Origin of the sequence: Sediminibacterium sp., assembly GCF_019264485.1 — a bacterium.
Lineage (GTDB): Bacteria > Bacteroidota > Bacteroidia > Chitinophagales > Chitinophagaceae > Sediminibacterium.
Genome location: NZ_JAHVAA010000014.1, coordinates 315,310 through 340,687 on the forward strand (window position 1 = coordinate 315,310; position 25,378 = coordinate 340,687).

General features: G+C 42.2%; 22 protein-coding genes. 12 read left to right on the plus strand and 10 right to left on the minus strand.

The genetic code is table 11. The features are described 5' to 3' along the window. Window positions 1-111: 111 nt before the first annotated feature. From KXJ59_RS12880 to KXJ59_RS12895, 4 genes are all read right to left on the minus strand, one after another. Entirely contained in the window at window positions 112-456 is a 345-nt protein-coding gene (locus tag KXJ59_RS12880) for a translation initiation factor (RefSeq protein ID WP_295205281.1), read from the minus strand. Next, window positions 449-2,338, minus strand: coding sequence for a tetratricopeptide repeat protein (locus tag KXJ59_RS12885; protein ID WP_295205283.1), 1,890 nt, complete (start codon window positions 2,336-2,338; stop codon window positions 449-451). The genes KXJ59_RS12880 and KXJ59_RS12885 overlap by 8 nt, the downstream gene beginning before the upstream one ends. Window positions 2,339-2,410: 72 nt before the next feature. Then, window positions 2,411-3,271 (minus strand): carboxylating nicotinate-nucleotide diphosphorylase, encoded by an 861-nt coding sequence (gene nadC, locus KXJ59_RS12890; RefSeq protein WP_295205286.1) that lies wholly within the window; start codon window positions 3,269-3,271, stop codon window positions 2,411-2,413. A 97-nt stretch (window positions 3,272-3,368) separates the two neighbouring features. After that, on the minus strand, window positions 3,369-3,749 hold the full coding sequence (locus KXJ59_RS12895) for a DUF4783 domain-containing protein (RefSeq protein ID WP_295205287.1): 381 nt from the start codon (window positions 3,747-3,749) through the stop codon (window positions 3,369-3,371). Between the two features lie 119 nt (window positions 3,750-3,868). On the opposite strand from KXJ59_RS12895, the gene gpmI reads away from it, so the two are divergent. The 7 genes from gpmI (at window position 3,869) to KXJ59_RS12930 (ending at window position 10,295) form a co-directional block, all read left to right on the plus strand. After that, complete coding sequence (gpmI, locus tag KXJ59_RS12900) at window positions 3,869-5,389, plus strand: 2,3-bisphosphoglycerate-independent phosphoglycerate mutase (protein ID WP_295205290.1); 1,521 nt, start codon at window positions 3,869-3,871, stop codon at window positions 5,387-5,389. A gap of 22 nt (window positions 5,390-5,411) precedes the next feature. Continuing rightward, the gene (locus tag KXJ59_RS12905; protein WP_295205293.1) at window positions 5,412-5,903 is read left to right on the plus strand and encodes a heme-binding domain-containing protein; all 492 of its coding nucleotides are present in this window, start codon (window positions 5,412-5,414) and stop codon (window positions 5,901-5,903) included. Window positions 5,904-5,948: 45 nt separating this feature from the next. Next, the gene (locus KXJ59_RS12910; RefSeq protein ID WP_295205295.1) at window positions 5,949-6,410 is read left to right on the plus strand and encodes a hypothetical protein; all 462 of its coding nucleotides are present in this window, start codon (window positions 5,949-5,951) and stop codon (window positions 6,408-6,410) included. A 386-nt stretch (window positions 6,411-6,796) separates the two neighbouring features. Beyond that, a complete protein-coding gene (locus KXJ59_RS12915) occupies window positions 6,797-9,022 on the plus strand; it encodes a TonB-dependent receptor (RefSeq protein WP_295205298.1) in 2,226 nt (741 codons plus the stop codon). A gap of 124 nt (window positions 9,023-9,146) precedes the next feature. Next, window positions 9,147-9,773 carry a ribosome biogenesis GTP-binding protein YihA/YsxC gene (gene yihA / locus KXJ59_RS12920; protein ID WP_295205301.1) on the plus strand — a complete coding sequence of 209 codons (627 nt, stop codon included), beginning with the start codon at window positions 9,147-9,149 and terminating at the stop codon, window positions 9,771-9,773. A 47-nt stretch (window positions 9,774-9,820) separates the two neighbouring features. Further along, window positions 9,821-10,063: a type II toxin-antitoxin system prevent-host-death family antitoxin gene (locus KXJ59_RS12925; protein WP_295205304.1), complete on the plus strand. Its 243-nt coding sequence runs from the start codon at window positions 9,821-9,823 to the stop codon at window positions 10,061-10,063. A 22-nt stretch (window positions 10,064-10,085) separates the two neighbouring features. Then, complete coding sequence (locus KXJ59_RS12930) at window positions 10,086-10,295, plus strand: Txe/YoeB family addiction module toxin (RefSeq protein ID WP_295205307.1); 210 nt, start codon at window positions 10,086-10,088, stop codon at window positions 10,293-10,295. Between the two features lie 152 nt (window positions 10,296-10,447). On the opposite strand, the gene KXJ59_RS12935 is transcribed toward KXJ59_RS12930, so the two are convergent. After that, on the minus strand, window positions 10,448-10,921 hold the full coding sequence (locus tag KXJ59_RS12935; protein WP_295205310.1) for a ribonuclease H-like YkuK family protein: 474 nt from the start codon (window positions 10,919-10,921) through the stop codon (window positions 10,448-10,450). A gap of 241 nt (window positions 10,922-11,162) precedes the next feature. Here KXJ59_RS12935 and KXJ59_RS12940 point away from each other — a divergent pair, with 241 nt between their 5' ends. Then, window positions 11,163-12,935 (plus strand): ABC transporter ATP-binding protein, encoded by a 1,773-nt coding sequence (locus KXJ59_RS12940; RefSeq protein ID WP_295205313.1) that lies wholly within the window; start codon window positions 11,163-11,165, stop codon window positions 12,933-12,935. Between the two features lie 95 nt (window positions 12,936-13,030). Here KXJ59_RS12940 and KXJ59_RS12945 read toward each other — a convergent pair whose 3' ends face one another. The 4 genes from KXJ59_RS12945 to KXJ59_RS12960 all read right to left on the minus strand — a co-directional run bounded on the left by KXJ59_RS12945 (window position 13,031) and on the right by KXJ59_RS12960 (window position 19,410). Continuing rightward, window positions 13,031-13,474: a DUF2721 domain-containing protein gene (locus tag KXJ59_RS12945; protein WP_295205315.1), complete on the minus strand. Its 444-nt coding sequence runs from the start codon at window positions 13,472-13,474 to the stop codon at window positions 13,031-13,033. 197 nt (window positions 13,475-13,671) lie between these two features. Continuing rightward, the gene (locus tag KXJ59_RS12950) at window positions 13,672-16,083 is read right to left on the minus strand and encodes a TonB-dependent receptor (protein WP_295205318.1); all 2,412 of its coding nucleotides are present in this window, start codon (window positions 16,081-16,083) and stop codon (window positions 13,672-13,674) included. 84 nt (window positions 16,084-16,167) lie between these two features. Next, window positions 16,168-17,739, minus strand: coding sequence for a DUF1501 domain-containing protein (locus KXJ59_RS12955; protein WP_295205321.1), 1,572 nt, complete (start codon window positions 17,737-17,739; stop codon window positions 16,168-16,170). A gap of 12 nt (window positions 17,740-17,751) precedes the next feature. Further along, window positions 17,752-19,410 carry a DUF1800 domain-containing protein gene (locus KXJ59_RS12960; RefSeq protein WP_295205323.1) on the minus strand — a complete coding sequence of 553 codons (1,659 nt, stop codon included), beginning with the start codon at window positions 19,408-19,410 and terminating at the stop codon, window positions 17,752-17,754. Between the two features lie 188 nt (window positions 19,411-19,598). On the opposite strand from KXJ59_RS12960, the gene KXJ59_RS12965 reads away from it, so the two are divergent. The 4 genes from KXJ59_RS12965 (at window position 19,599) to uvrC (ending at window position 24,124) form a co-directional block, all read left to right on the plus strand. Beyond that, window positions 19,599-20,180, plus strand: a complete 582-nt coding sequence (locus KXJ59_RS12965) for a sigma-70 family RNA polymerase sigma factor (protein ID WP_295205324.1) — start codon at window positions 19,599-19,601, stop codon at window positions 20,178-20,180. A gap of 12 nt (window positions 20,181-20,192) precedes the next feature. After that, complete coding sequence (locus KXJ59_RS12970; RefSeq protein ID WP_295205326.1) at window positions 20,193-21,629, plus strand: outer membrane beta-barrel protein; 1,437 nt, start codon at window positions 20,193-20,195, stop codon at window positions 21,627-21,629. Between the two features lie 79 nt (window positions 21,630-21,708). Beyond that, window positions 21,709-22,302, plus strand: a complete 594-nt coding sequence (locus KXJ59_RS12975; RefSeq protein WP_295205328.1) for a hypothetical protein — start codon at window positions 21,709-21,711, stop codon at window positions 22,300-22,302. Window positions 22,303-22,312: 10 nt separating this feature from the next. Next, window positions 22,313-24,124, plus strand: a complete 1,812-nt coding sequence (gene uvrC / locus KXJ59_RS12980) for an excinuclease ABC subunit UvrC (protein WP_295205331.1) — start codon at window positions 22,313-22,315, stop codon at window positions 24,122-24,124. Between the two features lie 200 nt (window positions 24,125-24,324). On the opposite strand, the gene gldN is transcribed toward uvrC, so the two are convergent. After that, the gene (gene gldN, locus KXJ59_RS12985; RefSeq protein ID WP_295205334.1) at window positions 24,325-25,371 is read right to left on the minus strand and encodes a gliding motility protein GldN; all 1,047 of its coding nucleotides are present in this window, start codon (window positions 25,369-25,371) and stop codon (window positions 24,325-24,327) included. Window positions 25,372-25,378: the final 7 nt, after the last annotated feature.

Below are 25,378 nucleotides of genomic sequence, written 5' to 3' on the forward strand. Positions count from 1 at the left end.
GAGAAACAGAAGAACAGAGAAACAGAGGAACAGAAGAACACAGGAATTTTTAAGTAAGGAAATTTCTTTATTTGGTCATTGAACATTCCTCTGTTTCTCTGTTCTGCTGTTTTACAGCTTCCTGCTTTTTGCATACCCATTTTTCAACAGCCATTGCAGCACTTTATCGCGCTGATCGCCCTGAACAAGGGCTTCACCATCTTTGACTGATCCACCGGTACCGCAAAAGTTTTTGAGCTGTTTTCCCAATTGCTCGAGGTCTTCTTCTTTTCCAATAAAACCGGTTACCAGTGTAACAGCTTTCCCGGCACGTTGTTTTTTGTCGAGCAGAATACGGAGTGTTTGTTGAGCAGGAGCCAATGTATCTCTTATTTTATTTTCCTCCGCCTCAAACCTGAAATTGGGGTCGGTGCTGAAAACAAAACCATTTTTATCGGAAGTATTTTTTTTAGCCATTTTTTTCTTTTGGCAAAGTAACGGAAAACACTGACCCATTTCCCGGTTCACTGGTAACAGCAACTGAACCCTGATTGGCTTCTACAAATTCTTTACACAACAGTAAACCAAGTCCGGCACCTTTTTCATTACGTGTTCCAGGAGTGGTAAAATGGGTATTGATTTTGAATAGTTTATCCAGTTGCTCTGCTGTCATACCCACACCTGAATCTGATACGGAAATTGTAGCATTCCCTTGGTCATCAGTATACCGTATCGTAACTTCTCCACCTTCATCTGTAAATTTTAATGCATTGAGCAGCAGGTTGCGTATTACGATATCCAAATGATGTATATCTGCATACAGTTTTGCATTTATGGGGACTTCATTAATGATGGCAATTTTTTTCTGACTGGCCGCTCCTGTTAAAAGGTGGCGATTATTTTCTACAATATCGTATACAGCTGCATCTGTTGGGTGTACATCTGTAACACCGCCCATCTGATTTTTCGACCATAAGAGCAGGTTATCGAGGGTGGTATTCAATGAGCTGATCTGTTTACCCAATGCAGACCTTATTCTGGCAAATGCTTCTTCTGATAAACTTTGTTGCTCTACCAACTGCAGCACCGCACTTAAAGAAGAAATAGGTGTGCGAAGATCATGTGAGAGGATAGAGAATATTTTATCTTTCTGAAAAGAAGCCTGTTCCAATGCTTGCTTTTGTAAGCGAAGCTGTTTATTCACGAGTTGCTTAAACTGGTTTCTTCTCCAGGCTACAAGCCAGAGTGCCATTACAAGACCTACTCCTATCAGCAGGAAGAAAGTGTAATTACGTTGATCCCTGATCTTCTCCTTTTGAATTTCATCTTCTTTCTTTAACAGGTTAATCTCAGCTTGCTTTTTCTCTGTTTCAAATGCCACCTGCATTTGTGCAAAGCGGGCTCTACTTCGCTCTTCAAATAAAGTATCATTTAGTGTAACATGGGCGGACTGTGTACGAAACGCATTTTTAAAATCGCCGAGAGCGGCATATGATTGCGCCAATAATTTATAAATGGTTGATTGCTCTCCCTTGGCTCCCAGCTCTTTCGCTACTTTTACCGCCTCTTCAAAATATGTGATAGATGTTTTCCATTGTTTTTTTTGTTGATAGGCTTTACCCAGTCTGTACAAAGCTGTTTCAATAATAAAATTGCTATTCGCTGTACGGGCTGCTGCTACCGATGCTGAAAAATAATCGATGGCCTTGTCTGTAGCACCATCTTCCATATAAATATCTCCGAGGGTACGCAAACAAAATGCAATCTTGTACTTATCGCCTAATTTAGAATTGTGCTCCAGTGCAGCATGACTATATATGAGTGCCGAATCCCTGAACTTTCCGCGATGGGCAGAAAAAGCAATATTATTTAAGCTGCGGCCAATACCATGCTGATCATTCAATTGTTCATGAATGCGCATTTCTTTACGGAAATATTCCATCGACTCTCTGTACTTGGCCTGCGAATTATAAATAGCTCCTACATTCCTATATGATATGGCCAACTGTGGCAGATTGGCTATGGAGTCGTTGATACGCAATGCCTGTAATGCAAAATCAAATCCCTTTGAATAATCGCCTTTCCTGTAATAAGCCCAGCCCATATTGTTCAGTGAAATTCCTTTCCCCCGGGTAAATTTCAGTTCTAAGGAAAGATCAAAACCCTGTTTGGCAAATTCAAGTGAACGATCGGCATTTTTATCAGCTAATTCTTCTGCAATGAGGTTGAGGAAACGAACATACTGGGTATCTTTTGTCATTGACCCAAGTGAACGGATCAGCGAATCTGCTTTTACTGTTTGCGCAATTGCAGCATGAAAGAATAACAGGATACAACCTGTAAGAATATATTTTATCATACCAGGAAAAGCGCCGGGGCTACAGCGTGATCAGCAAGATAAAGGAAAGAAGGAAAAAATCCAATAAAAGGATTAATCAGTTATCACTGCTTTCAGGCTCAGGTCAAGGCTTTGCGCCTGGTGTATGAGTCCACCCACGCTTACAAAATCCACGCCAGTGGCTGCATATGATTGAATGGTATTCAGGTTAATTCCCCCACTGGCTTCTGTTTCAAACTGCCCGTCAATAATACCTACCGCTTCTGCAACCTGTTGGGGAGAAAAATTATCCAGCATAATACGAAACACTTTCCCTTGTCCCATCATACAAACGGTCTTTACATCATCCAGCGACCTTGTTTCTACTTCTATTTTTAATGATAATGCATTCTTTTGCAGGTAAGCATGTGCTTTCTCAATCGATTGCGCTATTCCACCTGCATAATCAATATGGTTATCTTTCAGCATAATCATATCATATAATCCAAATCGGTGATTAATGCCGCCGCCAATCCGTACCGCTTCTTTTTCGAGTAGCCTGAAATTGGGTGTTGTTTTACGTGTATCGAGTAGTTGTGTATGGTAGCCTTTCAGCAGGTCGGTGTATTTTTTTGTGAGGGTGGCAATTCCACTCATTCGCTGCATGCAGTTCAGTACAAGTCGCTCGCAGGATAATATGGTATGGATGGATGTAGTTACTTCAAAGGCATTTTCACCTTCATGCATCGGCTCCCCGTCTTGCTTATATGGTACAAATACCACCTGCGGATCCTGTATACGGAATATCTTTTCTGCAATGACCATACCGGCCAATATTCCATCTTGTTTTATTTTGAGAACAGCTTTGCCTTTTTTATCTGCCGGAATACAACTGAGTGTAGAATGATCACCATTACCAATATCTTCCAGTAAAGCAGATTGAACGAGTAGCTGTAGTTGCTGATCAAATGTCATGGGACAAAGCTAACAGAAGAAAAGACAAGAAGCAAGAAACAGGATTCAAGGAACAAGAATCAAGATTCAAGGTTCAGGAATACAAGGTAGATGAGGGTTAGTTGATACGTACGGTTACGATTTGGTATTGCCCACCTTTCTGTTTCAGCATCACCGTAATATTATAGCCTTTATTGTTGTTCAGGAGTTTACCTGTCATATACATGGTGCTGCCGATTTCACGTTCTGAAATCTTTTCAAAGCCTTTGATGCTTTTTTCTGCAAAGAAATTTTTGATGGCAATCGTAGCCTGGTTTTTACCCATATTTTTTACCTCGTCTTTCTCCAGCAGCTTCATATCTACAAAATCATCAAAATGCGCGGCCACCTGTTCTGCATTGGCAGATTTCAGCGAACGCACGATCGCATCTGTAGGTCCCTGTAACGTAAACGACATCAGGGTCAATGCCAATCCGATGGTTAAAAAGAAAGATTTCATATACTTTATTTTGCTTTCTCCCTTTATATGTGCCAAAAACATGCCAACTTTGGGAGAATCAGGTATTACCATAAAGTTAGTACCTAATCAGCAATTAACACACAAGATCATTTTATTATATGAGCAAGAAAGTTATTTTAGTTATTATGGATGGATGGGGACTTGGAAAAATAGCATCTTCCGATGCCATTCAGCAGGCAAATGTTCCATTTGTAAGTTCACTTTACAATAAATATCCGAACACAACCCTTGTTACCTGTGGTGAAGAAGTGGGTTTACCCGATGGGCAGATGGGTAACAGTGAAGTAGGCCACCTGAACCTGGGTGCGGGAAGAATTGTATACCAGGAACTTCAGCGCATTAATGTTGCTGTTAAAACGGGTGAGTTGGCCGGTAATGCGCAGTTTCTGCAATCTCTTGCATATGCAAAAAACAATGATAAAGCCTTACACCTGATTGGACTTGTGAGCGACGGAGGTGTGCATTCACATATTAATCACCTGAAAGCCATCTGCGATTTGTGCAAGCAACATGGTATCTCAAAACTCTTTATTCATGTATTTACCGATGGTCGCGATACCGATCCGAAAAGCGGTTTAGGTTTTGTTCGTGAATTAGAAGATCACCTGAAAAATAGTGCCGGCACCATTGCCTCTGTAAGCGGTCGTTATTATGCCATGGACAGAGACAAACGTTGGGAAAGGGTAAAACTGGCATATGATTGTTTGGTAAAAGCAGCAGGACCAACAGCACCCGATGCCATTACTGCCATTGAAAAAGCGTATGCAGCAGGCACCACCGATGAGTTTATTTTACCTACCGTAATTACAAATGGTGACGATCAACCTATTGCTACCATCAAACCAGATGATGCGGTGATCTGTTTTAATTTCAGAACCGATCGTTGCAGGGAGATAACGGAAGTATTGACACAACAGGCTTTCCCGGAATTTGATATGTCTCCCCTGAACCTGCACTATACAACCATGACACTGTATGATCACAAATTCAAAAATGTACAGGTGATTTTTGAAAACGATAACCTCACCAATACACTGGGCGAAGTATTAGAAGCCAATGGTAAAACACAGATACGTATTGCTGAAACAGAAAAATATCCGCATGTAACTTTTTTCTTTAGTGGAGGAAGAGAAGAACCTTATACAGGTGAAAAAAGAATCATGGTACCCTCACCCAAAGTAGCTACTTACGATCTGCAGCCCGAAATGAGTGCTATTGAGATTACCGATAAACTGGTGCCGGAAATTGAAGCAGGCACTGCCGATTTTGTTTGCCTTAACTATGCCAATACAGATATGGTGGGTCATACGGGTGTATTCAGCGCGGCCATAAAAGCTGCTGAAACCGTAGATGCCTGTGTAAACAGGGTGGTAACAGCGGGTTTGGCCAACGGTTATACCATTTTCCTGACAGCCGATCATGGCAACGCCGATTTTATGATTAATGAAGACGGAAGTCCGAATACAGCCCATACCTTAAACCTTGTACCCTTCTTTATCATCGACAAAGAATGGAAGGGAAGCATTAAACCGGGCAAGCTGGGCGATCTTGCACCTACCATTTTAACAGTGATGGGTTTACCCATTCCTAAAGAAATGACGGGAAATGTATTAATTTAATGGCCTCAATAACCTTTGAAACATGAAAATATTTAAAAGAATACTGCTTATTCTGCTGATTGCATTTGTTGCGATTCAATTTGTACGACCCGCCAAAAATGTATCGACTGATAAAACTAAACATATCAGTACACTGTATGCAGTTCCCGCCGATGTAAATACCATTCTTACCAAAGCCTGTAACGACTGCCATACCAACAATACTGTTTATCCCTGGTATGCATCGGTACAACCTGTAACCTGGTGGTTAGATGATCATATTAAAGAAGGTAAAAGTCACCTGAATTTCGATGACTACAGTACCTATAGTCTCAGAAAGCAGTACCATAAAATGGAAGAAGTAGTTGAGCAGGTAAAAGAAAAAGAAATGCCACTCAATTCCTATACCTGGGTACACCGCGATGCAAAACTTACTGATGATGAACGTGTGGCACTTACTACCTGGGCCCAGTCGGTAATGGATACCATGAAAGCACATTACCCGATCGACAGCCTGATCAGAAAACGAAAATAATTGTCTGTTCTAAGAAAAATTACTGCCTTTTTTTTAGTACTATTAGTGGCATTCCCACTGATGGGTTTTGTGTTGTTCCATTACCAGCAGAAAACGATTCGTGCTGAAATGAAACAGGCTTTTAAATCGAAGGAACTGAGTACTATTCGTGTGGATAAATTAAAATGGTATAAAAAAGATAAAGAGATCGTGGTAAACGGAACCTTATTCGATGTAAGTACCGTAACCAAACAACCCGACGGAACCTTTATCGTAAAAGGCTTGTACGATCACCAGGAACAAAAACTGCATCAACTGCTGGATAAAACCACAGAGAAAAATCAGAAATCGCCGTTGCTGGTTTTATATGCATCCTGTTTTGTGAGCAACCAGTCGAACTTTGCTTTTTCTCTTTTACAGCATACTACCTTACCAGCAAATATGCATGGAGCATATTTCGAAACTTTAATTCCCCAGTTTCAACCCGGCATTCTTGTGCCCCCGCCTAAAGGATATCTGCACGCTTAATCACTAAACAGGATATACCCGAAATTTTATCCGCTATTCCGGCCTTAGAAAAAAAGCGTTAAGAAATTTACGTAGTGAAGCGTTAAGCAATGGATGATGCCTGGCTTCAGTGAACAGAAGAACAGAGAAATAGCCAATATCGAATTTCGAAGTTGGACATTTCATATTCGATGTTCATTATTTCATTATGATTTCATCCATTGTAGCGTAACGAAGTAAATTTTAGCTTTTTTTCTACAGCCTTGTCCGAAGGACTCCTTTGGAGATTTTTTTTGTTACTTTTTTTCATCAAGGAAAAAAAGTAAGCGGAGGGTATGCCTTTAGTGAAAGTGTTTTGAAATCAAAACACCCATTCTGTTATTTCAATGATTCATAAAAAAAAAATTATGCGTTTAAACATAGCATGGGCATGTTGTTTATTATCATGCCTGCTATTCAACCAAACTATACATGCCCAGCAACACAAAGACAGTATTGCATCGGGAAAAGAACTCGATGAAGTAGTAGTGTCATATAATAAATGGGAGCAGAAACTGAATGAAATTCCCAATCGTATTACCAAGATCAACCTGAAGCAAACCAAATTAAGGAACCCGCAAACCATGGCCGATTTATTGGGAACTACGGGTGAAATATTTATCCAGAAAAGCCAGCAGGGCGGTGGAAGCCCGATGATCAGAGGGTTTGCTACCAACAGGGTATTGATTGTGGTAGATGGTGTAAGAATGAACAATGCCATATATCGCAGTGGTAATATTCAGAATGTAATATCACTCGACCCCATGGCATTGGAAGATGCAGAAGTAATATTTGGTCCGGGATCAATTCTGTATGGCAGTGATGCCATTGGTGGTGTGATGGATTTTCATACCCTCAACCCAAAATTCAGTGCCGGCAAAAAAATATTGGTAACAGGTAATGCGAGTGTACGTTATGCGTCAGCCAATCAGGAAAAAACAATGCATGCAGATGTTAATCTGGCTGGAAAGAAATTATCTTTTCTCAACAGTTTTACCTACAGCGATTTCGGCGATCTGAAAATGGGAAAAAATGGCGGACAGACCGGGTACCTGCGTCCACAATATGTACAACGTATCGGTACGGTAGATTCTGTTTTTACCAATGCCGATCCTCGTGTACAAAAGTTCACGGGGTATCAGCAGCGAAATTTTATTTCAAAGCTGCGGTATAAACCTTCTGATAACTGGGACCTCCAATATGGATTTCATTATTCTACCACATCCAATATTCCACGTTACGACAGATTGATAGAATATGCCAGTGGTTCATTACGTTTTGCCGAATGGAATTATGGTCCGCAGGAATGGATGATGCATCATATACAGGTGCTGCATAAACAGAAAGCCGGTATTTACGATCAGGCAAGACTTACACTCTCGGTGCAGGACTATGAAGAAAGCCGTATCGACAGAAGAAGAGCCAATAATAATCGTAGAACACAAACAGAAACCGTGGTGGCCTCTGCTGTTAACCTCGATCTTCAAAAACAACTCAGCGAGAAACAGGCTTTATTCTATGGAGCAGAATATGTTTACAACAAAGTGGGTTCAACAGGCATCAACCAGCATATCGGCAATGGAACGGTTACCAAAGTGGCCTCCCGGTATCCGGATGGCTCCAACTGGAATTCACTGGCTGCTTACCTGAGTTATAAAAACAACCTGAAAGAAAACCTTACCCTGTCTGCAGGTTTGCGGTATAACCACAATTCACTGAAAGCCCGTTTTGATACCAGTTTCTTCAAATTTCCTTTTACCGAAGCGTCATTAGCTGCAGGTAATCTGACCATGAGTACGGGTATGGTGTACAGAATGTCTAAAGAATGGCAGATGAGTGCGGTGGTATCATCTGGTTTCAGGATGCCGAATATTGATGATATCGGCAAAGTATTTGAAAGTGCACCCGGTGTGGTGGTGGTACCCAATATAAACCTGAAACCTGAATATGCCTGGAACGCAGAATGGGGTGTACAATATAACCGCACAGAAGAGTTCAGTTTTTATTTCAACCTCTTCCACACCTGGCTCAATAACGCGCTTACCAGAAGAGCTTTCCAGTTTAACGGTCAAAGCAGTATTATGTTCGATGGTACCCTTAGCCGTGTTGAAGCCATACAAAATGTAGCCAGCGCCAAAGTATGGGGCATACAAACAGGATGGCAGTTGTACCTCTCACCATCTTTCAACTGGCAAACAAAACTCAACTGGATCAAAGGAGAAGAAACCGATGATACCAAAAACGAACAGGTACCCTTGCGTCATGCACCACCATTCTTTGGTTCAACACAATTGAACTATGAGCATAAAGGGCTGACTTTACAATTGCTGCTCGACTATAACAGTGAGATTGCCAATAAAGACCTGGCACCCAGCGAACAGGCCAAAACGTCCATTTATGCGGTGGATGCAAACGGCAAACCATTTGCACCATCCTGGTACACCTTAAATTTTAAAGCGGCCTATCGCATCACAGAAAAAATAAGTGCCCAGTTGGGTTGGGAAAACATCACCAACCAACGATACCGTCCTTATTCATCAGGTGTGGTAGCAGCCGGCTCAAATTTAATAGCCAGTATGCGGGTTTCGTTTTAAGGAGCGATGAGCTGTGAGCCATGAGTTTTTTTATTTGTACTGATAAAACAGTATTGCTTACTCATAGCTCACAGCTCATCGCTCACAGCCATTTAAAAACAAAGGTTTTTAGTTACTTTGCAGCATGCAAATACGCAAAGCCGAGTATCTTATATCGAGCCCCAGCTTCGATAAATGTCCGAAACCTGATGTTCCTGAATATGCATTTATCGGCAGAAGCAATGTAGGCAAATCATCGCTCATCAATATGCTTACGGGACAGAGAAGTCTGGCCAAAACATCGGCAACACCGGGTAAAACACAGCTTATCAATCATTTCGTTATAGAAAGCAGTGCCGGCGAAAAAGGACCACGCAGCAAATGGTATATTGTAGACTTACCCGGTTATGGTTATGCCAAACGCTCTCAAACCGACAGGAGAAGATGGGAACAGATGATTGAAGGCTATTTCCGTAAACGCGAAAACCTCACCCAGATTTTTGTACTGATCGACAGCCGACATGGCCCGCAAAAAAATGATCTTGAATTCATCAGTCAGCTCGACAAATGGGGTGTGCAGTTCTCCCTGGTATTTACCAAAACCGATAAAGAAAAACCTGGCGTTGTAAAAAGAAATATCGAAGCCTTTTTCGATACCCTCCGAACCACCTGGCAGTTTTTACCCAGACATTTTGTTACCAGTGCGGAGAAGAAATTGGGGAGGGAGGAATTGTTGGGGTTTATTGAAAGTTTGAATCAAAGTGGCAATTAAATGCATTTTAAAAAAAGTACTCATTTTTGTACTTAAATACCCTGTGTATGAAAGTGGTTAATTATTCAGACTTCAGACAAAATCTGGCCGAGAACCTCAATAGGGTAAATGAGGATCGTGAAATTGTGGTGGTATCACGCACAAAAGGCAAGACTGTGGTGGTAATGGATCTGGATGATTATAATGCGCAACAGGAAACATTACACTTAATGGGTACAAAAGCCAATAGAACCCGTCTGGAAGCAGCTTTGGCTGAAATGAAAAAAGGGGTGGTAAGACCCGGAAATTAATAGAACCATAAATCTGCTGTCGATGGAAATTGTATTTCAGACACAGACATGGGAAGATTATCAGTATTGGCTGGAAAAAGACAACAAAGTATTACAAAGAATCAACGACTTAATCAAAGACACCACCCGCTCCCCTTTTAAAGGTATTGGAAAACCTGAACCATTAAAAGGCGATTTAAGTGGATGCTGCAGCAGACACATTACCGATGAACATCGATTGGTGTATGCGTAAAAAATAAAAGATTACACATATTACAGTGTCGCTTTCAATATAAATAACCTTTGTTAAGGAAAGCCTTTGGAGAATAAAATAGTGAGTAGTCAGTAGTGAATGTTGGACTGTAGTAACCTTACTCACTACTGACTGCCCACTACTCACTATCCTCAGTTCACCACCTTATCCGCACAACAACTACTGGCAAAAGCTTCAGGCTTGGCTTTAAAGGCAAAGCCCATTCCGAGTATATAACCCATGGCTTCACGTAAAGCGTCGTTGCTTTTGAATTGTGGGTTGGTATTGATATCGGCATGCACTTCCATATCAACCTGGTGTTCAATAAACAGGTCGCATAGTTCGTATGCTATTTCAATACTTTTGGCTACTTCTACCAGCATCCTTTCTTTGATGTGGTATTTCTGTTTTGTTTTCTCATTGTGTATGTACATGAACCCGCCATTGTGTTCACGCAAAAAAACGATCACCGTTGCAAACTCGGTGTCTTCGCCTTTTACCTGGCTGTCGGTGCCAATACATACTTTGAGTTTAATGCCCTGTGAAGTTTCGCGTTTTATGGCTTCTGCCACCGCTTCTTTAATGGGCAACTGAATCTGTTCGCCGTTAAATTTTCTCCAACGCATATGAGGAAGGTTTTTGTAAGTTACCGATTAATCTGCTCTCAGCGAACGACTTAAGAATTTCTTATTATTCACAGGTGTGGATAGAGGAAGGAGGCCATAGTCGATAGGCCATGGTCCATAGCAGGAATACGATTGCTTTTACTATGGACTATCGACTATAGGCTATGGTCTTCCCTGCTTATTTGTCACTTTTTCAAAAATTGTACGGAAATTGACAGGTAATAACCTTCAAATCGTTTTCATGAAAATACTCCTGCATTATCTCAAACCTTATAAATGGCTGGTTTTACTGGCTTTGCTGCTGGCAGCGGTTAACCAGACTTTCTCTCTTTTCGATCCTATGATCTTTGGAAAACTCATCGACCAGTTTGCCAATCACCCAAAAACCAATGCCGATGGCAGTTTGCGTACAGAAAGTCAGTTCATTAATGGCATAATGACCATGCTGCTCCTGCTGGTGGGTACTGCCATGGTGAGCCGGATTGCCAAAGCCTTTCAGGACTATACCGTAAATGTGATTATCCAGAAATTTGGCGCCAAAATTTTCACCGACGGATTAAAACATTCCATGCGCCTCCCCTACCAGGAATTTGAGGACCAGCGCAGTGGCGAAACCCTTTCTATTTTAACCAAGGTTAGATCAGATACAGAGAAGTTTATTGGCTATGTCATCAATGTATTGTTTGGTATTATTGTGAGCGTGGTCTTTGTTTCTATTTATGCCACCAAACTTCACTGGTCCATCATCCCCATTTTCTTAGGTGGCGCTGTAATGATTGCTTTTGTTACCAACCTGCTGAGTAAGAAAATAAAAATTATACAGAAAACCATTGTAAAAGAAACCACTTCATTGGCAGGTTCTACCACAGAGAGCTTACGCAATATTGAACTGGTAAAAAGCCTGGGGCTTACCGATCAGGAGGTAAAACGCCTCAATACCAATACCTATAAAATACTTGGCCTCGAACTGAAGAAAGTAAAGAGTATCCGCTCACTTAGTTTTATTCAGGGCACCATGGTTAATTTCTTACGCCAGGTAATAACTTTCACACTTATGTGGCTTATTTATCGTGAGGTATTAACCGTTGGACAATTGATTTCACTTCAATTCTATAGTTTCTTCATCTTCGGCCCCCTGCAGGAAATTGGCAGCATCATCATGAGTTATCGTGAAGCAGAAGCTTCGCTGAATAATTTCCATAACCTGATGGAGAAAAAAGTAGAGCCACGACCCGATCAACCCAAACAGGTGGGATTGATTGAAGAACTGGAATTTAACCAGGTGGTATTTAAACACCAGACCGCACAATACCGCGCACTCGATGGTATTTCTTTTGATGTTAAGAAAGGAGAAACCATTGCTTTCGTTGGCCCATCGGGTTCAGGAAAAAGTACACTGGTTAAATTACTGGTAGGCTTATACCGTCCGCAGGAAGGCCATATTTACTATAATAAAGTAAATGGTGCCGATATGAATTTTGATGAGCTGCGTAACCAGATTGGTTTTGTTACACAAGACACACAGCTTTTTGCCGGCACCATTAGAGAGAACCTGAGTTTCGTACACCCCGATGCCAGTGAAGCCGATTTGCTCGAAGCCTTACACAAAGCCAGTTGCGACAACCTGCTCTCCCGCGCCGAAAAAGGTTTAGATACCATGATTGGTGAAGGCGGATTAAAACTGAGTGGTGGTGAGAAACAACGTTTGTCTATTGCCCGCGCTTTACTCCGTCATCCGCACTTACTCATTTTCGATGAAGCCACTTCTGCATTAGACAGTATTACGGAAGAAGAAATTACCAATACCATTCGCCATATCTCCGACGAAAAAGAACAGATAACGGTAATGATTGCCCACCGCCTCAGCACCATCATGCATGCCGACCGCATTTATGTTTTGGAAAAAGGGCAGGTAGTAGAAACAGGCAACCACCAAAGCCTGCTCACAGAAAAAGGATTGTATTATGCGATGTGGAGACAGCAGATTGGAGAAAGGAAGAATGTGCTAATTTGAAAATGTAAGAAGGCTGATATACTAATTGTGTACTTAAGAAATAAAGCCTCCCTCATTTCCAAATTTCCAAATTAGCACATTTCCAAATTATCAAATTAATCACGTCCGAATTTCTTACGAAAATATTCAATCACCGATGGGTCTTCCAGGCCTTCAATGTCGCTGAGTTCAAGTTCGAGGGCTTTGGTGCTGAGTTGTATTTCGATGAGTGAAAGAAAAAGCGATGAAGCGAAACAAATTAGACTGATGGCAAATACCACATTAGCGGCCATCATGTATTGCGTATAAATGAGGTACATACAGATAATACAGCCTAAAAAAGTTATAACACCCAGCGCCTGCATATTTTTTATGAGCTTTAAACGATAACGCAGGTTTTTAATTTGCCCATGAATAATGTGTTTCTGTTCGTGACTCTGGTATTTATCGTGCAGGCTGCGAATCCTGTTTGATAAAGAGAGGAAACGATTGGTATAAGCCAGCATGATTAAACTGATGGCAGGGAACAGAAGAGCGGGTGTATTGAGGTTAATCTCCATACCTAAAATTAAGAAACAAGGGGGAAGATACAAGCAACAAGTTGCAAGCTTCAAGGAACAGATGCTCTTGTACGAGGGAAAGGTTTGAAAAGTTGTTTGCTTATGAATTGATGTATTGCCACTGAAGGCACAGAAATTTTCTCAAATGAGTCCTCTGGACAGTGTCTCTGTGCCTTCAGTGGCAATCAATATTTATGTTACAGCTTAAACCCAATTGGTACATTCAGTTTCAAACTGAAATTTCTGCCCATGTTGAATACACCTGTTCTGCCGGTGGCATTATTGGCATCGGTGTACTTGAGTCTGCTTAAATGGTTCTGGTAAGCTACATCGGTAATATTGTTCAACCCAATGTGCAGACTGAACAGTGTTTTGCCTTTGTGTAATACATCGGTTCCTGCGCCAATATTAAACAGTGTATAACCATCGGTTACTGTTTCTGTATTGTAGCCGGTAAAAATGCGGTTCTGTCTGCTCACATTATCCAGCTCTGCCTTGAAGTATAAATTACCCAGGCCTTTACCAGCTTTTTTGAAATCGGCCCGCAGCTCGCTTTGTAAACGGGGTGATGGAATGAATGGTAAACGGTTACTGCCGTCAATGAGCTGACCAAACTGACCCATTACCAGTGAGAAACTGTTTTCAAAATGCAACCAGTCTAAGGGATGCGGGTGTAAATCAATATTCATTTCAAAACCGGCGAGTGAGGCGCCAGACTGTCTGAATTTAAATGCTGTTACATCGGTTCCATCTACATTTACCAATGAATCGCCACCAGCCGCTGCTGTTAACTTACCATAAAAAATATAATGCTGAATACGGTTATAAAAACCATTGAAGTTGATACTTACATGTTCTGAATTAATTTCCACACCCGCATCAAACTGTAAGGATGTTTCTGTTTTCAGGTTGGTATCACCAAATTCGTAACGATCGGTTCCTTCGTGAACGCCATTGCTCGCGAGTTCAGAAACCGTGGGTGCCCTATAACCCCGGGCTACATTCAGTTTCAAAGTAACATCGTTGTTTGCATTATAACTCAACCCAACACTACCGCTGAAATTGCTGAAGTTTTTAGTGAAGCCGGTAAACTTTACTTCTGTTCCTTCCGTAAAACCTTTTCCGGTTACACGTCTGTAATCGCCTCTTATACCCCCGCTCAGTGTAAGGTTTTGCTGAAATGTTTTTTTGGTATAAATAAATGCACCTGCATCGAACTGATTGTATTCGGGAATGAGTACTTCTTCTGCCAGGTTTTTATTTTGCTGGAACATACCATTTACACCATAGGCTGTTCTCCATCCATTTTTTTCTGCTGCATGGTACTGGATATTATAGTTAACTGTTTTCAGATCGAAATACAGTTCAGGAACAGTTGGCGCATCAGGATCGCCGAGTTCTTTTCGCTGGTTGCGCTGAAAACCAATATTCATGGCCAGTCTGCCCGAACCCACAGCAATATTATTATCTGATGCAATTTTAAAATGATTGATGTTTTGTCCGGGTGTATAAAACTGGCGGCTGTTCAGTTCATCATTGGTGGCAACCCTTTCTGCCGGCGATTCAGGAAAAATAAGGAAGGCTCCGGAAGCTATGTCTCTGGCACCTTCTACCACACCTAATTGCTGGTTAAAACTGCTGATGAGCAAATGACTGTATCCCCATGATTTATTGATACCGAGATAACCACCGAAATTATTTTCTTTGAAACGGCTGTTGAAAACCCGGCCATCGTATTTATTACGGTAATCTGCAGCCGATTTACTGGTACCATAGATATTCCAGTTAAAACCCGATTTATCGTGAGCCGCCAGGTTGGCACTAATGGCGCGCAATCCGTTGTTATCATTAAAAGCACTCATCAGGTTACCTTTTGCCGTACCCTGTTCAACAGGAATATTGGTAATGAGGTGTAGTACACCCGCCATGGCATCGCTACCATATAATAAAGAAGCCGGCCCTTTTAACACTTCTGCACGCTGCAAACTGTATTCATCTATTTCAATACCATGTTCATCGCCCCACTGTTGTCCTTCCTGGCGAATACCATCGTGTATAGTAACCACCCTGTTATAACCCAGACCCCTGATAACAGGTTTGGAGATGGCCGGACCCGTAGATAATCCTGAAACACCAGGCACCAGTTTACCCAAAGCATCAATAATATTAGTGGAAGAAGACCTGAGCATATCGCTCCGCTTGATGATGGATACCGGCTGTGCCGATTGTTTTACTTTGGTAGCAGATGCCACCCCGGTTACAGTTACCGCATCGTGTTCTGCATACGTTTCTTTCAAGGTAAAAACATGGGAAATATTCTCCGCAATCGTCATCACTTCCAGGTGGCTGGCATATCCCTGGAAAGATATTTCTACTAAGTATTTACCCACAGGTACTTCGGGTGTGGTAAACTGACCATCTATTCCCGCCACGGTTCCTGTACGTGCTTCATGAATATAAATAGCTGCACCGGGTAAAGGCAACCCCTTTATGTCTACCACTTTACCCGATAGTTTTGCTTTGGGCGGAACTGTTGCCGGCATGGCCGAAACCCATGCTGCTACCAACAAAAGCACCGCAACCATCATGTATCTGAATGATCTGTTCATACTATATATTTTTGCTACTCTGTTGCAAATATATAGCTCAGATTCAAAAATTACATCATTGTTGCAAAAAATTCGCCGATTTTTTTATCGCACTTTAATCATGGTACGTACCTGCTGTATGGTCATGTTCTGGTAACGGGCATAATAAATGCCTGGTGGCAGTCGGGAGCCATCAAATACCACATTATAATTGCCCGCCTCATATTCCCGGTCGGTTAAACTGGCTATTACCCTCCCCATAGTGTCCATTACCTGGATGAGTGTATGTCCACCAGCCGTTTTAAAACTGATATTGGTGCTATTGGTAAACGGATTGGGATAGTTGGTCACAAAACTTTCGCCCGAAAGGTTAACCGATTTATTACAGGCCAGTGAATTGATGATGGGTAAGGTCTGAAAATTTTTCAGCATAATCTGGTCGAGGTCTTTGGCATCTACACATAACCATTTGTTGAGCAGTGTGGCGTACACACTTCTGAAATCGTACTGAAAAGGAAGGTTATCGTTAAAGCTGGCGGTTACAGGTATATTGGGTGTATCGCCAATTACACTGGCATCCACATTTTTCCCAAACACAAACATAGGTGCGGCAGAACCGTGGTCGGTACCAATACTGCCATTGCTTTTTATTCTTCTTCCAAACTCAGAAAAAGTCATACCAATTACCCGCTCTTCTACTTTCTGCAATTTCAGGTCATCCTGAAAAGCTTTGATCGAATCGCTCACATTCTTTAAAAGGTTGGCATGTGAACCTGTGGTAGTGTCGGTTGAATTTACCTGTGCGGAATGTGTATCGAAACCACCATAACTCACCATATAAATTCTTGTCTTCAATCCACCTGCAATCAATCTCGCTACAATCTTTAATTGTGATGCCAGTGAGTTATTGGGGTATTCTGCCTGCTGTGTAACTTTTGCGGATGCTGCTTTTATACTCTCCGCATATTCAGTTGTTTGCTGTGCCACCTGTCTGATATAAGTAAGCTCTTTTCCTGCCGGTGTATTTGGTGCAGGATCCTGTACACCACTGATGAGGTTATAAAAATTATTGGGGTTCGATATACTCATGCCCATACTCACCGCCGGACCCTGTAAAGCCAGCGATGTAGTAGACCCAATCTGTATGGCCAGCGGATCGGGCATGGTACTGTTGGGATATCCATTCGGGAAATTGGGATACTCATAACTCAGGTAACGGCCGGTCCATCCACTGTTTACTACTTCCTTGCTGTCGCTTGCACTCATCCAGATATCCGTTGCGCGAAAATGAGAGAAATTAGGTTGCGGATAACCTACCGAATGAATAACACTCATCTTACCGTCGTTAAACAATGCCTGCATACCCGTCATGGACGGATGTAAACCCACTTTATCTGTTCCGGTTAGGTTCAACACTTTTTGCTGGGGGATATACATATTGGAGCGGGCCCTGATATAGTTGGGAAAATATTCCAGCGGAATTACTGTATTCAAACCATCATTACCCCCATTCAATTGAACAATCACGAGTACATGATCTGTTTCGGTAGTTGGTGGAAACAAGCCCTGCATGAGTAAAGATTCTGCACCAAATGCCTTCACCGTCATACCATTGATCAGTGAGGGCAGCATTACACCTGCGGGCACTGAATTGCGTAAAAAATCCCTTCTTCTCATAATGTTCAGGTTTTAGGCGAGTTGGTACTCGGCGAGATTCATTAAATATTTGATGAGATCGCGTATATAGTTGCGTACCGTTGTGGTATTGGCCATATCGCCCGGATTATTGATGAACTGATCCCAGGCATTGGTCCAGTAATAATCCTGCGACTGTCCGCCCAGCAGTATATCTTTTTTTATCTGTGCCTTTGATGTATCAGACAAATCAATCCGGTACATGAGTTTGGTGAAATCATTAATCAATTGATTGGGATCGCCGGGATTGCTGAATGTTTTTGCCAGTTCGGCACCATCAATCACCATTTTTGCACCGGCAAATGTGTAACCATTCATCACCATGGTATCGGTAAACTGGTTGCGTTTGGGAAGTGTATCGCTGTTGATCCACATTTCATAAAACTGTGGTTCCTGGTAATAGGCTTTCCATCCACTCACATCGGGCGGATCGCCAATATTCTGCTGGAGATTGGAAGCCTGGTTCACGAGATAATTCCAGTGCCCATAATTGGTGATATAATCAGTATCCGGTTGAAATGGAATCTCGAATTCACGACAGACACCCACCACTAAATCAACCGGACTTTTTATCTGGCATCCTCGCGAAAGGATATCAAAAAAATGTTCGCTCATCAGCAGGGTACGTAATACCGGAGCCACTTCATAATTGGCGTTGCGGAATATAACTGCCAATGGTTTGATAATATTATTCTCTACTGTTTCATCAATATCATAATATACCAGCCAGCGATAAAACCTGCGACACATATATTCTGCCACTTCGTTGGTGGCGAAAATCATATTGAGCATGGCATCCAGTTCTTCCTCCCCTGCAGTGGGTCCATTTTTTCCGGTGATCACCGTATTGTTATAGAAAGAAGAAAACTGTTTGTCTTTTTTATCATGGCGGTTATTATCGTAAAAGGAAGAAATGGTATTGGCATTATTTCTCCACCCGGTTAGTACCCTGGCCGACTCCTGTACATCTTCTTCGGTGTATTGCGAACCGGGGCCTTTACCACAACAAAAAAGTTCCTGCAACTCACGCCCATAGTTTTCATCGGGCGCCACAGCCTGGTTTAGTTGTCCGTTGAGGTATACCAGCATAGCGGGATCAAGTGTAACGGCTTTTACCAGCGCTTTAAAATTTCCCAGGGCATAACTGCGTAACAATGCATGGTGCTTATACAGAAACTGTGCGTTGATATCGGTACTTTCTGTAGCGAAATGATTATGCCAGAACAGGGTCATTTTTTCCCGCAGGTTTCTGTCTTGTTTAATCATCAGTCCCATCCACCATTTTTTAAAAGAGGCCCTGCGTAGGCTACCCACCGTTCCGTCGTTATTGGGGTCGTTTACCCAGGTGTCGCCCTGCAGAATATTGGTATCGGGTGTGGTGGCGTTGGCAGGTGTGGTATATTCTTTTACGGGTGGTGCGGGTGCATCGGGAGGAATGGTTAACAAAGCATCTACGGCCTGGGCACAGGTGAGCGATTGAAAATAAGCGATATCGCTTCGTTTGGCTCCAAAAAGGGCCCGTTTGAGCAGGTGAATTACTTCTGCCTCCGTCCACGGACCAGTATAGGGCGCCAGACCTGTTGTGGGTGGAGGTATATCATCCAATACCGTTTTGGGAGGGGTTATTGGCTTCAGGGTAGCTATGTCTTCCATATGCAGGTTTTATATAGGATTGTGAGAATCAGCTTCTTAGGTTAAATTATCCATTTTTACCCGAAATTCCTCCGTTCACCAGCCGAATTAATCCTCACTTAATATTTACACAGATACAATTCCGTTACGCAATGCAGCATCGGAAGGTAAAATATGTCTATATTTAGGGTAAACTATTTTACCCCTTCATGACGGAGCAGGCTATTATCGCAGGCTGTTTACAAAACGACGCTGCCGCTCAGCGCGAGTTGTATAACCGGTTCAGCCCAAAAATGCTGAGTGTGTGTTACCGTTTTGCACCCAACCGCGAAGATGCGGAAGATATGTTGCAGGAAGGGTTCATTAAAGTATTTACCCAGATACATACGTTTCAGAACAAAGGCGCATTTGAAGGATGGATCAGGCGTATCATTGTTCATACCTGTATCAACTTTCTGAAGAAACATAAAAAGTTCAATGAAAGTCTGGATATCAGTTATGCCAATACGGTACATGTAAGGGAAGAAACAGTACCATCTATTATGCAGGCCCGTCAGATCATTGAATGCATACGTTTATTACCTGTAGGTTACAGAACGGTTTTAAACCTCTATGCATTGGAAGGGTATAGTCATAAAGAAATAGGCATTATGCTCGACATAGAGGAAAGTACCAGCCGCAGCCAGTACACCCGTGCCAAAGCGATGCTTGAAAATATTTTGATCCGTAAAAAGATCATCGAAGGACCAAAAAAGGATTTTCAGTGGCTTGCCGCTTTTAATAAATCGTAGCCGCTGTTTGTTATGGATAAGAAGATGTACCAGGACGAGTTTGAGCAGTTTTTACACGATGAAGTAAAACAGCACCGTATGTATCCATCGGATCATGTATGGAATAATATACGTACGGAGTTGCATGGCTACCGTTCATGGCCTGCACTTACTTTTATTGCTGTTTTTATTATTACTGCACTTACCCTGAGCACCGTTTTAAGTACACAGCAGCAAAATGTACACTTACAGCCACCATCGGTACCCAATGTCATTACGAGTCAGCAGGAAGCCCTTGCAGCCAATAATGCCGCTACCGAAAAAAGCAGGCGTTATTTTAACACACTTGCCCCTTCTTCCATCAATACCAATACCATTGCAGAGCTGGATGCAACCAGTACTGTAAATTATACGGTTGATAATATTACACCGGGCTCTACCATCACCATGAATAACCAGCCTTACAAAACGGGGAATGTAGCTGTAACCAATATCAATAAAGCGCATTCATTGAATGCTACTCCGGTAAACAGTATCAACAATACACTCACTGCCAAGGAAGAAACAGTAACAGCAACCGATAATGGCAATAGTATTCCTGCAAATAATGAATCGGTTAATAATGAAGTAGCTGTTATACCCACAGAAGAAAAATATCCGCTTATTAACGAGAACCTGAAAATATTCAAGACTTCGGCTTCTAAAAAAACAGCACCGAGGAAATTTTCAAAATTCGGTTTCCAGTTTTATATCACTCCTTCTACCAGCTATCGCAGGTTATCTGATGAAAAAGTAAAAGACCTTGTTCAGCCGGCCAGCTCTGCTGCTTTACCGGTAAATGCACCTTTGAATCAGCCAGCCAATGTAAACCAGGTGGTACGTCATCGTCCGGCCGTGGGTTTGGAAATGGGTTTTGCCATGCTGTACACGATCAGCGACCGTTTGAAACTGAAAACGGGTTTACAACTTAATATCCGTCATTACCAGATAGAAACCTTCCAGTCGAGCACTTTTGACCGTGCTACTATTTCGCTGATTAATTTTAATGGTGTTGAAAATATTACCCGCTATTCTCCTTACAATAATAATGTAGGGTATAAACAAACCGAACTGGCCAATAAAGTGTACCAGCTCTCTATTCCGGTTGGTCTGCAGTGGGATGTGTTGAAGGGCAGACATGTAGGATTGAATGCAGAAGCTTCTGTTCAGCCCACACTGAACCTGAATAAAAACGTGTACCTCTTATCTACCGATTACAGGCATTATGCCGATGGAAACGATTTTGTGCGTAAATGGAATATCAATACCAGTGTTGGTTTTAACCTCACTTATACATCGGGCAAAACAAGCTGGCAGCTCGGACCACAGATTCGTTACCAGCACCTGCCCACTTTCTCTAACAAGTATCCGATTAAGGAGTACCTGTTAGACTATGGAATGCGTATCGGCCTTACCAAGGCGTTACAATAAACCCAAACTAGCTTTCTTATTAAAGCCATCCGCCTGAAGCGGGTGGCTTTTTTACATTCAGTTTGAATAATTTTACGGCATGAGAATACAGTTGATTTCTTTTTCCCTGATCACCATTATCACTATAATATCCTGTGGCGAACCCACCGCACCCGAAACGCAATTACAACCCTCCCCAGACAGCACTCGGTTTTTTACTACGGGACTTTTTTTTGAGGAGCAGGTTAATCAGGTAATCCTTTTAAGGAAACCCATTTATGTATATCGCACCATGAATGGTATGAAGGATTCAGCTGTTTTAGACAGTATGCAGTTTATACAACTGGCGCAGGAGTTTATAACTAAAGACATCAGTAATGCCAGGGATAAAAAAAATTACCGTGAAACCGTTTTCCAGGATGCAGGCACCAATAGCTATACGTTGAATTATACGGCAGTTAACCGTGAAGTGCGTGTACAGGGGGTTGATATTTTGCTGGATGAACAAAGCAACCAGGTAAAACGTATTTTCATCCGGTCATTTACCCAACGGGGCGATACCAGTATCCAGGAACAACATAACTGGCGGGCATTTAAAGGCTTTCAGATCAACAGGTCGCTCTCTACCGGAAATGGTTACCATCGGCAGGAACTAACCGAAGTAAAATGGGGCAGTACTTCAGATGATGAATGAATAATACAGCATGACACAACAGGAATTTCAACAACGCGCTCATACCATTCCACATCAACCCGGCATCTATAAATATTTCGATGCAGAGGATGTGTTATTATATGTAGGCAAGGCAAAAGACCTGCGTAAAAGAGTGAGTTCCTATTTCTCCAAAACCTTTACCACTTATAAAACCCATGAACTGGTTCAGCGAATCAGGAGAATTGAGTTCACCATTGTAGATTCTGAACAGGATGCTTTTTTATTAGAGAACTCACTGATCAAAGAATACCAGCCCCGATTTAACATCAACCTAAAAGACGACAAGACTTATCCTTATATCGTCATCAAAAAAGAGCCCTTCCCCCGTATTTTCCTCACCCGGAAAAAAATAAATGATGGTTCCGAATACCTCGGCCCGTTTACTTCTGCGGGAAGAGTACGTGAGCTGATTGCTTTTATCAGGCAGTATATTCCCTTACGTACCTGCAAGCTCAATCTTTCAGATCATAATATTCAGAAGGGTAAGTTTAAAGTATGCCTTGAATATCACCTGGGTAACTGCAAGGGTCCCTGTGAAGGCTTGCAGGATGCCGTTTCGTATGCAGAGAGCCTGCAGCAGGTAAGAAATATGCTGAAGGGTAACCTGGGTTCTGTTATTGCACATTTTAAGACCCAGATGCAGGAACAGGCGGTGCAACTGGAATTTGAAAAAGCAGAACTGACGCGCAAAAAAATTGAGCACCTGGAAAGCTATCAGGCCAGTTCTGTTATTGTGAGCAGGCATTTGAACAGTGTAGATGTATTTGCCATACTGAAAGACGATGAGCTTGCCTATGTAAGTTACCTGATGGTTTCTAATGGCACCATCGTACAAACACATACTGTTCCGCTTGAACCCAAACTCGAAGAAACAGAAGAAGAAGTACTCAGTTTTGCCGTAAACCGTATCAGGACCGATTTCAACAGCATTGCCAAAGAAATCATCCTGCCCTTTAATATTGAATACCCCGATGCCGGTATCACCATTACTGTTCCGAAAGCAGGCGACAAAAAGAAACTACTCGACCTGGCATTGAAAAACGTGAACTATTTTAAAGAAGAACTCAGGCGAAAAAAAACATTACACTTAGAGGGCAGTTCCGATCTGGAAAAGAAAAAAGTATTGTATGAATTACAATCTTATCTGCACCTGCAGGAAGTACCCCTGCATATTGAGTGTTTTGATAATTCCAATTTTCAGGGAGCATACCCGGTATCGGCAATGGTTTGTTTCAGGGATGGTTTGCCGAGTAAAAAGGACTATCGGCATTACAATGTTAAAACGGTGCAGGGCATCAACGATTTTGCCACGATGAAAGAAGTGGTGTACAGGAGGTATAAACGCTTGCAGGCCGAATTGGCCCCACTCCCTCAACTGGTGATTATTGATGGCGGTAAAGGCCAGCTGAGTGCCGCCATGGAAAGTATTCATGAATTGGGGCTATCCGGTCAACTGACATTGGTGGGGCTTGCGAAAAATGAGGAAGAAATTTTCTTTGCGGGTGATACGGCTTCCATCAAGTTACCCTGGGACAGCGACAGTTTAAAACTGGTAAGACGTATTCGTGATGAAGTACATCGTTTTGGCATTACGTTCCACCGCAATCAGCGATCCAGAGGCACATTTAAAAATGAACTGGAAAATATTAAAGGCATCGGTCAGCAAACAGCGGCTGCTTTGTTAAAGACTTTCAGATCGGTAAAAAATATAAAGGAAGCGGATAAGGATATGCTGGTGAAAGTGATAGGCAGCAAAAAAACCGACTTGTTGCTGGCGTTCTTTGCAGAAGAGAAAGGATAGGGTTAAAATAAAAAAAGGGGTCAGGATAGAAATCCAACCCCGTTTTTAAAATCCAATATCCTATGAAAAACCGGAGTAAAGTTAAGGATTCCATTGAATTAACCAATAATCCTTGTTCAAAAAATATAATATAAGGTTTTTTTAATCGAAAAAGGAGCTTTTCAGCTCCTTTTTTTGGGTATTATATGATTCTTTTCTGATTAGTATTGCCATACATCCTGTTCGTAATTAAACAGGCGCTCCTTGATGTTTTCGCCTTCCAGGAGACGGAATAAAGGATCTTTGATAAGGGCAGCAAGGAAACGGTCGCTGGGGTTATTAGAGCTGGTCTTTACAATATAACTGGAGAAAAAGCGACTTTCGAACAACTCTTCCCATGTCATACGGCCAGCGTAGTTTTTGGGATTGTATACGTTGAATTTGGTAAGTGTTTTACGCATTTCAGGGTAATAGATCCAGAACAGGGTTCTGGGTGTTGATTTTCCGTTGATCACCAGTTTAGCTACAGGTGCAATACCCAGTATACGTACAAACAAACGGCTGGCTTCCTTATCGAATATCCACTGCTCTTTTACACGGAAGGTGTAGATAGAGTCTGGATTGGGTGCAAATTTAGTATCATAAATCACCGCTGTATCTACCACATTCGGGTTGTCGGCATTTTGTACCAATTGGGTATCCAGACGTCCCTTCATCATTTTCATGATATCGTCGTAAGTCAGAGGCTTGGTAAAACGATCATCACCGCCTTCTGCAGAGAAAGCCATTACGCTGTCGTTTTTAATGGCGCTCAGCATGATAGAGAAAAAGCGCTGATCGCCCATATCATCCTTCCCGGGATACATAAATGCCTGGTTTACTTTTTCACGGGCATCGATTTCTCTCCAGATAAATTCACTGAATAACTGATCATCTTCACGCAGGTGTTCATATTCCAGAGGACGTTTTTCACGGGTCTGACTGCGGTCGGCAGCAGTTTCGTTACGCAAACTTCTTGGAATCACTTCCCCAAAACCGCCGATGATGGTGGTATCAATGGTTTTGGTTGGTTTTACAGAAGCAGGATCAACTGCAGGTTTGGTTACGGGTTTAACCGTATCGCGGCCGGCAACAGCTGGCGTATTGGTTTTGTTTGCCGAATCGGCTGCAGGCTTACGGTTATTCCGCAGGTTACCAAAACCCTGTGCCATGGCAGTAGTACCTGCCAGCAATGAAACCGTAACACACAATAAGAATGTCTTTTTCATAATCACT

What these genes read in the sequence shown, in the direction of transcription:
- KXJ59_RS12930 (WP_295205307.1), top strand. Translation starts at nt 10,086, where the DNA reads ATGGAAATTGTATTTCAGACACAGACATGGGAAGATTATCAGTATTGG.
- gpmI (WP_295205290.1), top strand. Translation starts at nt 3,869, where the DNA reads ATGAGCAAGAAAGTTATTTTAGTTATTATGGATGGATGGGGACTTGGA.
- KXJ59_RS12975 (WP_295205328.1), top strand. Translation starts at nt 21,709, where the DNA reads ATGAGAATACAGTTGATTTCTTTTTCCCTGATCACCATTATCACTATA.
- KXJ59_RS12880 (WP_295205281.1), bottom strand. Translation starts at nt 456, where the DNA reads ATGGCTAAAAAAAATACTTCCGATAAAAATGGTTTTGTTTTCAGCACC.
- KXJ59_RS12960 (WP_295205323.1), bottom strand. Translation starts at nt 19,410, where the DNA reads ATGGAAGACATAGCTACCCTGAAGCCAATAACCCCTCCCAAAACGGTA.
- nadC (WP_295205286.1), bottom strand. Translation starts at nt 3,271, where the DNA reads ATGACATTTGATCAGCAACTACAGCTACTCGTTCAATCTGCTTTACTG.
- KXJ59_RS12945 (WP_295205315.1), bottom strand. Translation starts at nt 13,474, where the DNA reads ATGGAGATTAACCTCAATACACCCGCTCTTCTGTTCCCTGCCATCAGT.
- KXJ59_RS12970 (WP_295205326.1), top strand. Translation starts at nt 20,193, where the DNA reads ATGGATAAGAAGATGTACCAGGACGAGTTTGAGCAGTTTTTACACGAT.
- yihA (WP_295205301.1), top strand. Translation starts at nt 9,147, where the DNA reads ATGCAAATACGCAAAGCCGAGTATCTTATATCGAGCCCCAGCTTCGAT.
- KXJ59_RS12955 (WP_295205321.1), bottom strand. Translation starts at nt 17,739, where the DNA reads ATGAGAAGAAGGGATTTTTTACGCAATTCAGTGCCCGCAGGTGTAATG.
- KXJ59_RS12915 (WP_295205298.1), top strand. Translation starts at nt 6,797, where the DNA reads ATGCGTTTAAACATAGCATGGGCATGTTGTTTATTATCATGCCTGCTA.
- uvrC (WP_295205331.1), top strand. Translation starts at nt 22,313, where the DNA reads ATGACACAACAGGAATTTCAACAACGCGCTCATACCATTCCACATCAA.
- KXJ59_RS12885 (WP_295205283.1), bottom strand. Translation starts at nt 2,338, where the DNA reads ATGATAAAATATATTCTTACAGGTTGTATCCTGTTATTCTTTCATGCT.
- KXJ59_RS12935 (WP_295205310.1), bottom strand. Translation starts at nt 10,921, where the DNA reads ATGCGTTGGAGAAAATTTAACGGCGAACAGATTCAGTTGCCCATTAAA.
- KXJ59_RS12950 (WP_295205318.1), bottom strand. Translation starts at nt 16,083, where the DNA reads ATGAACAGATCATTCAGATACATGATGGTTGCGGTGCTTTTGTTGGTA.
- KXJ59_RS12940 (WP_295205313.1), top strand. Translation starts at nt 11,163, where the DNA reads ATGAAAATACTCCTGCATTATCTCAAACCTTATAAATGGCTGGTTTTA.
- gldN (WP_295205334.1), bottom strand. Translation starts at nt 25,371, where the DNA reads ATGAAAAAGACATTCTTATTGTGTGTTACGGTTTCATTGCTGGCAGGT.
- KXJ59_RS12895 (WP_295205287.1), bottom strand. Translation starts at nt 3,749, where the DNA reads ATGAAATCTTTCTTTTTAACCATCGGATTGGCATTGACCCTGATGTCG.
- KXJ59_RS12905 (WP_295205293.1), top strand. Translation starts at nt 5,412, where the DNA reads ATGAAAATATTTAAAAGAATACTGCTTATTCTGCTGATTGCATTTGTT.
- KXJ59_RS12965 (WP_295205324.1), top strand. Translation starts at nt 19,599, where the DNA reads ATGACGGAGCAGGCTATTATCGCAGGCTGTTTACAAAACGACGCTGCC.
- KXJ59_RS12925 (WP_295205304.1), top strand. Translation starts at nt 9,821, where the DNA reads ATGAAAGTGGTTAATTATTCAGACTTCAGACAAAATCTGGCCGAGAAC.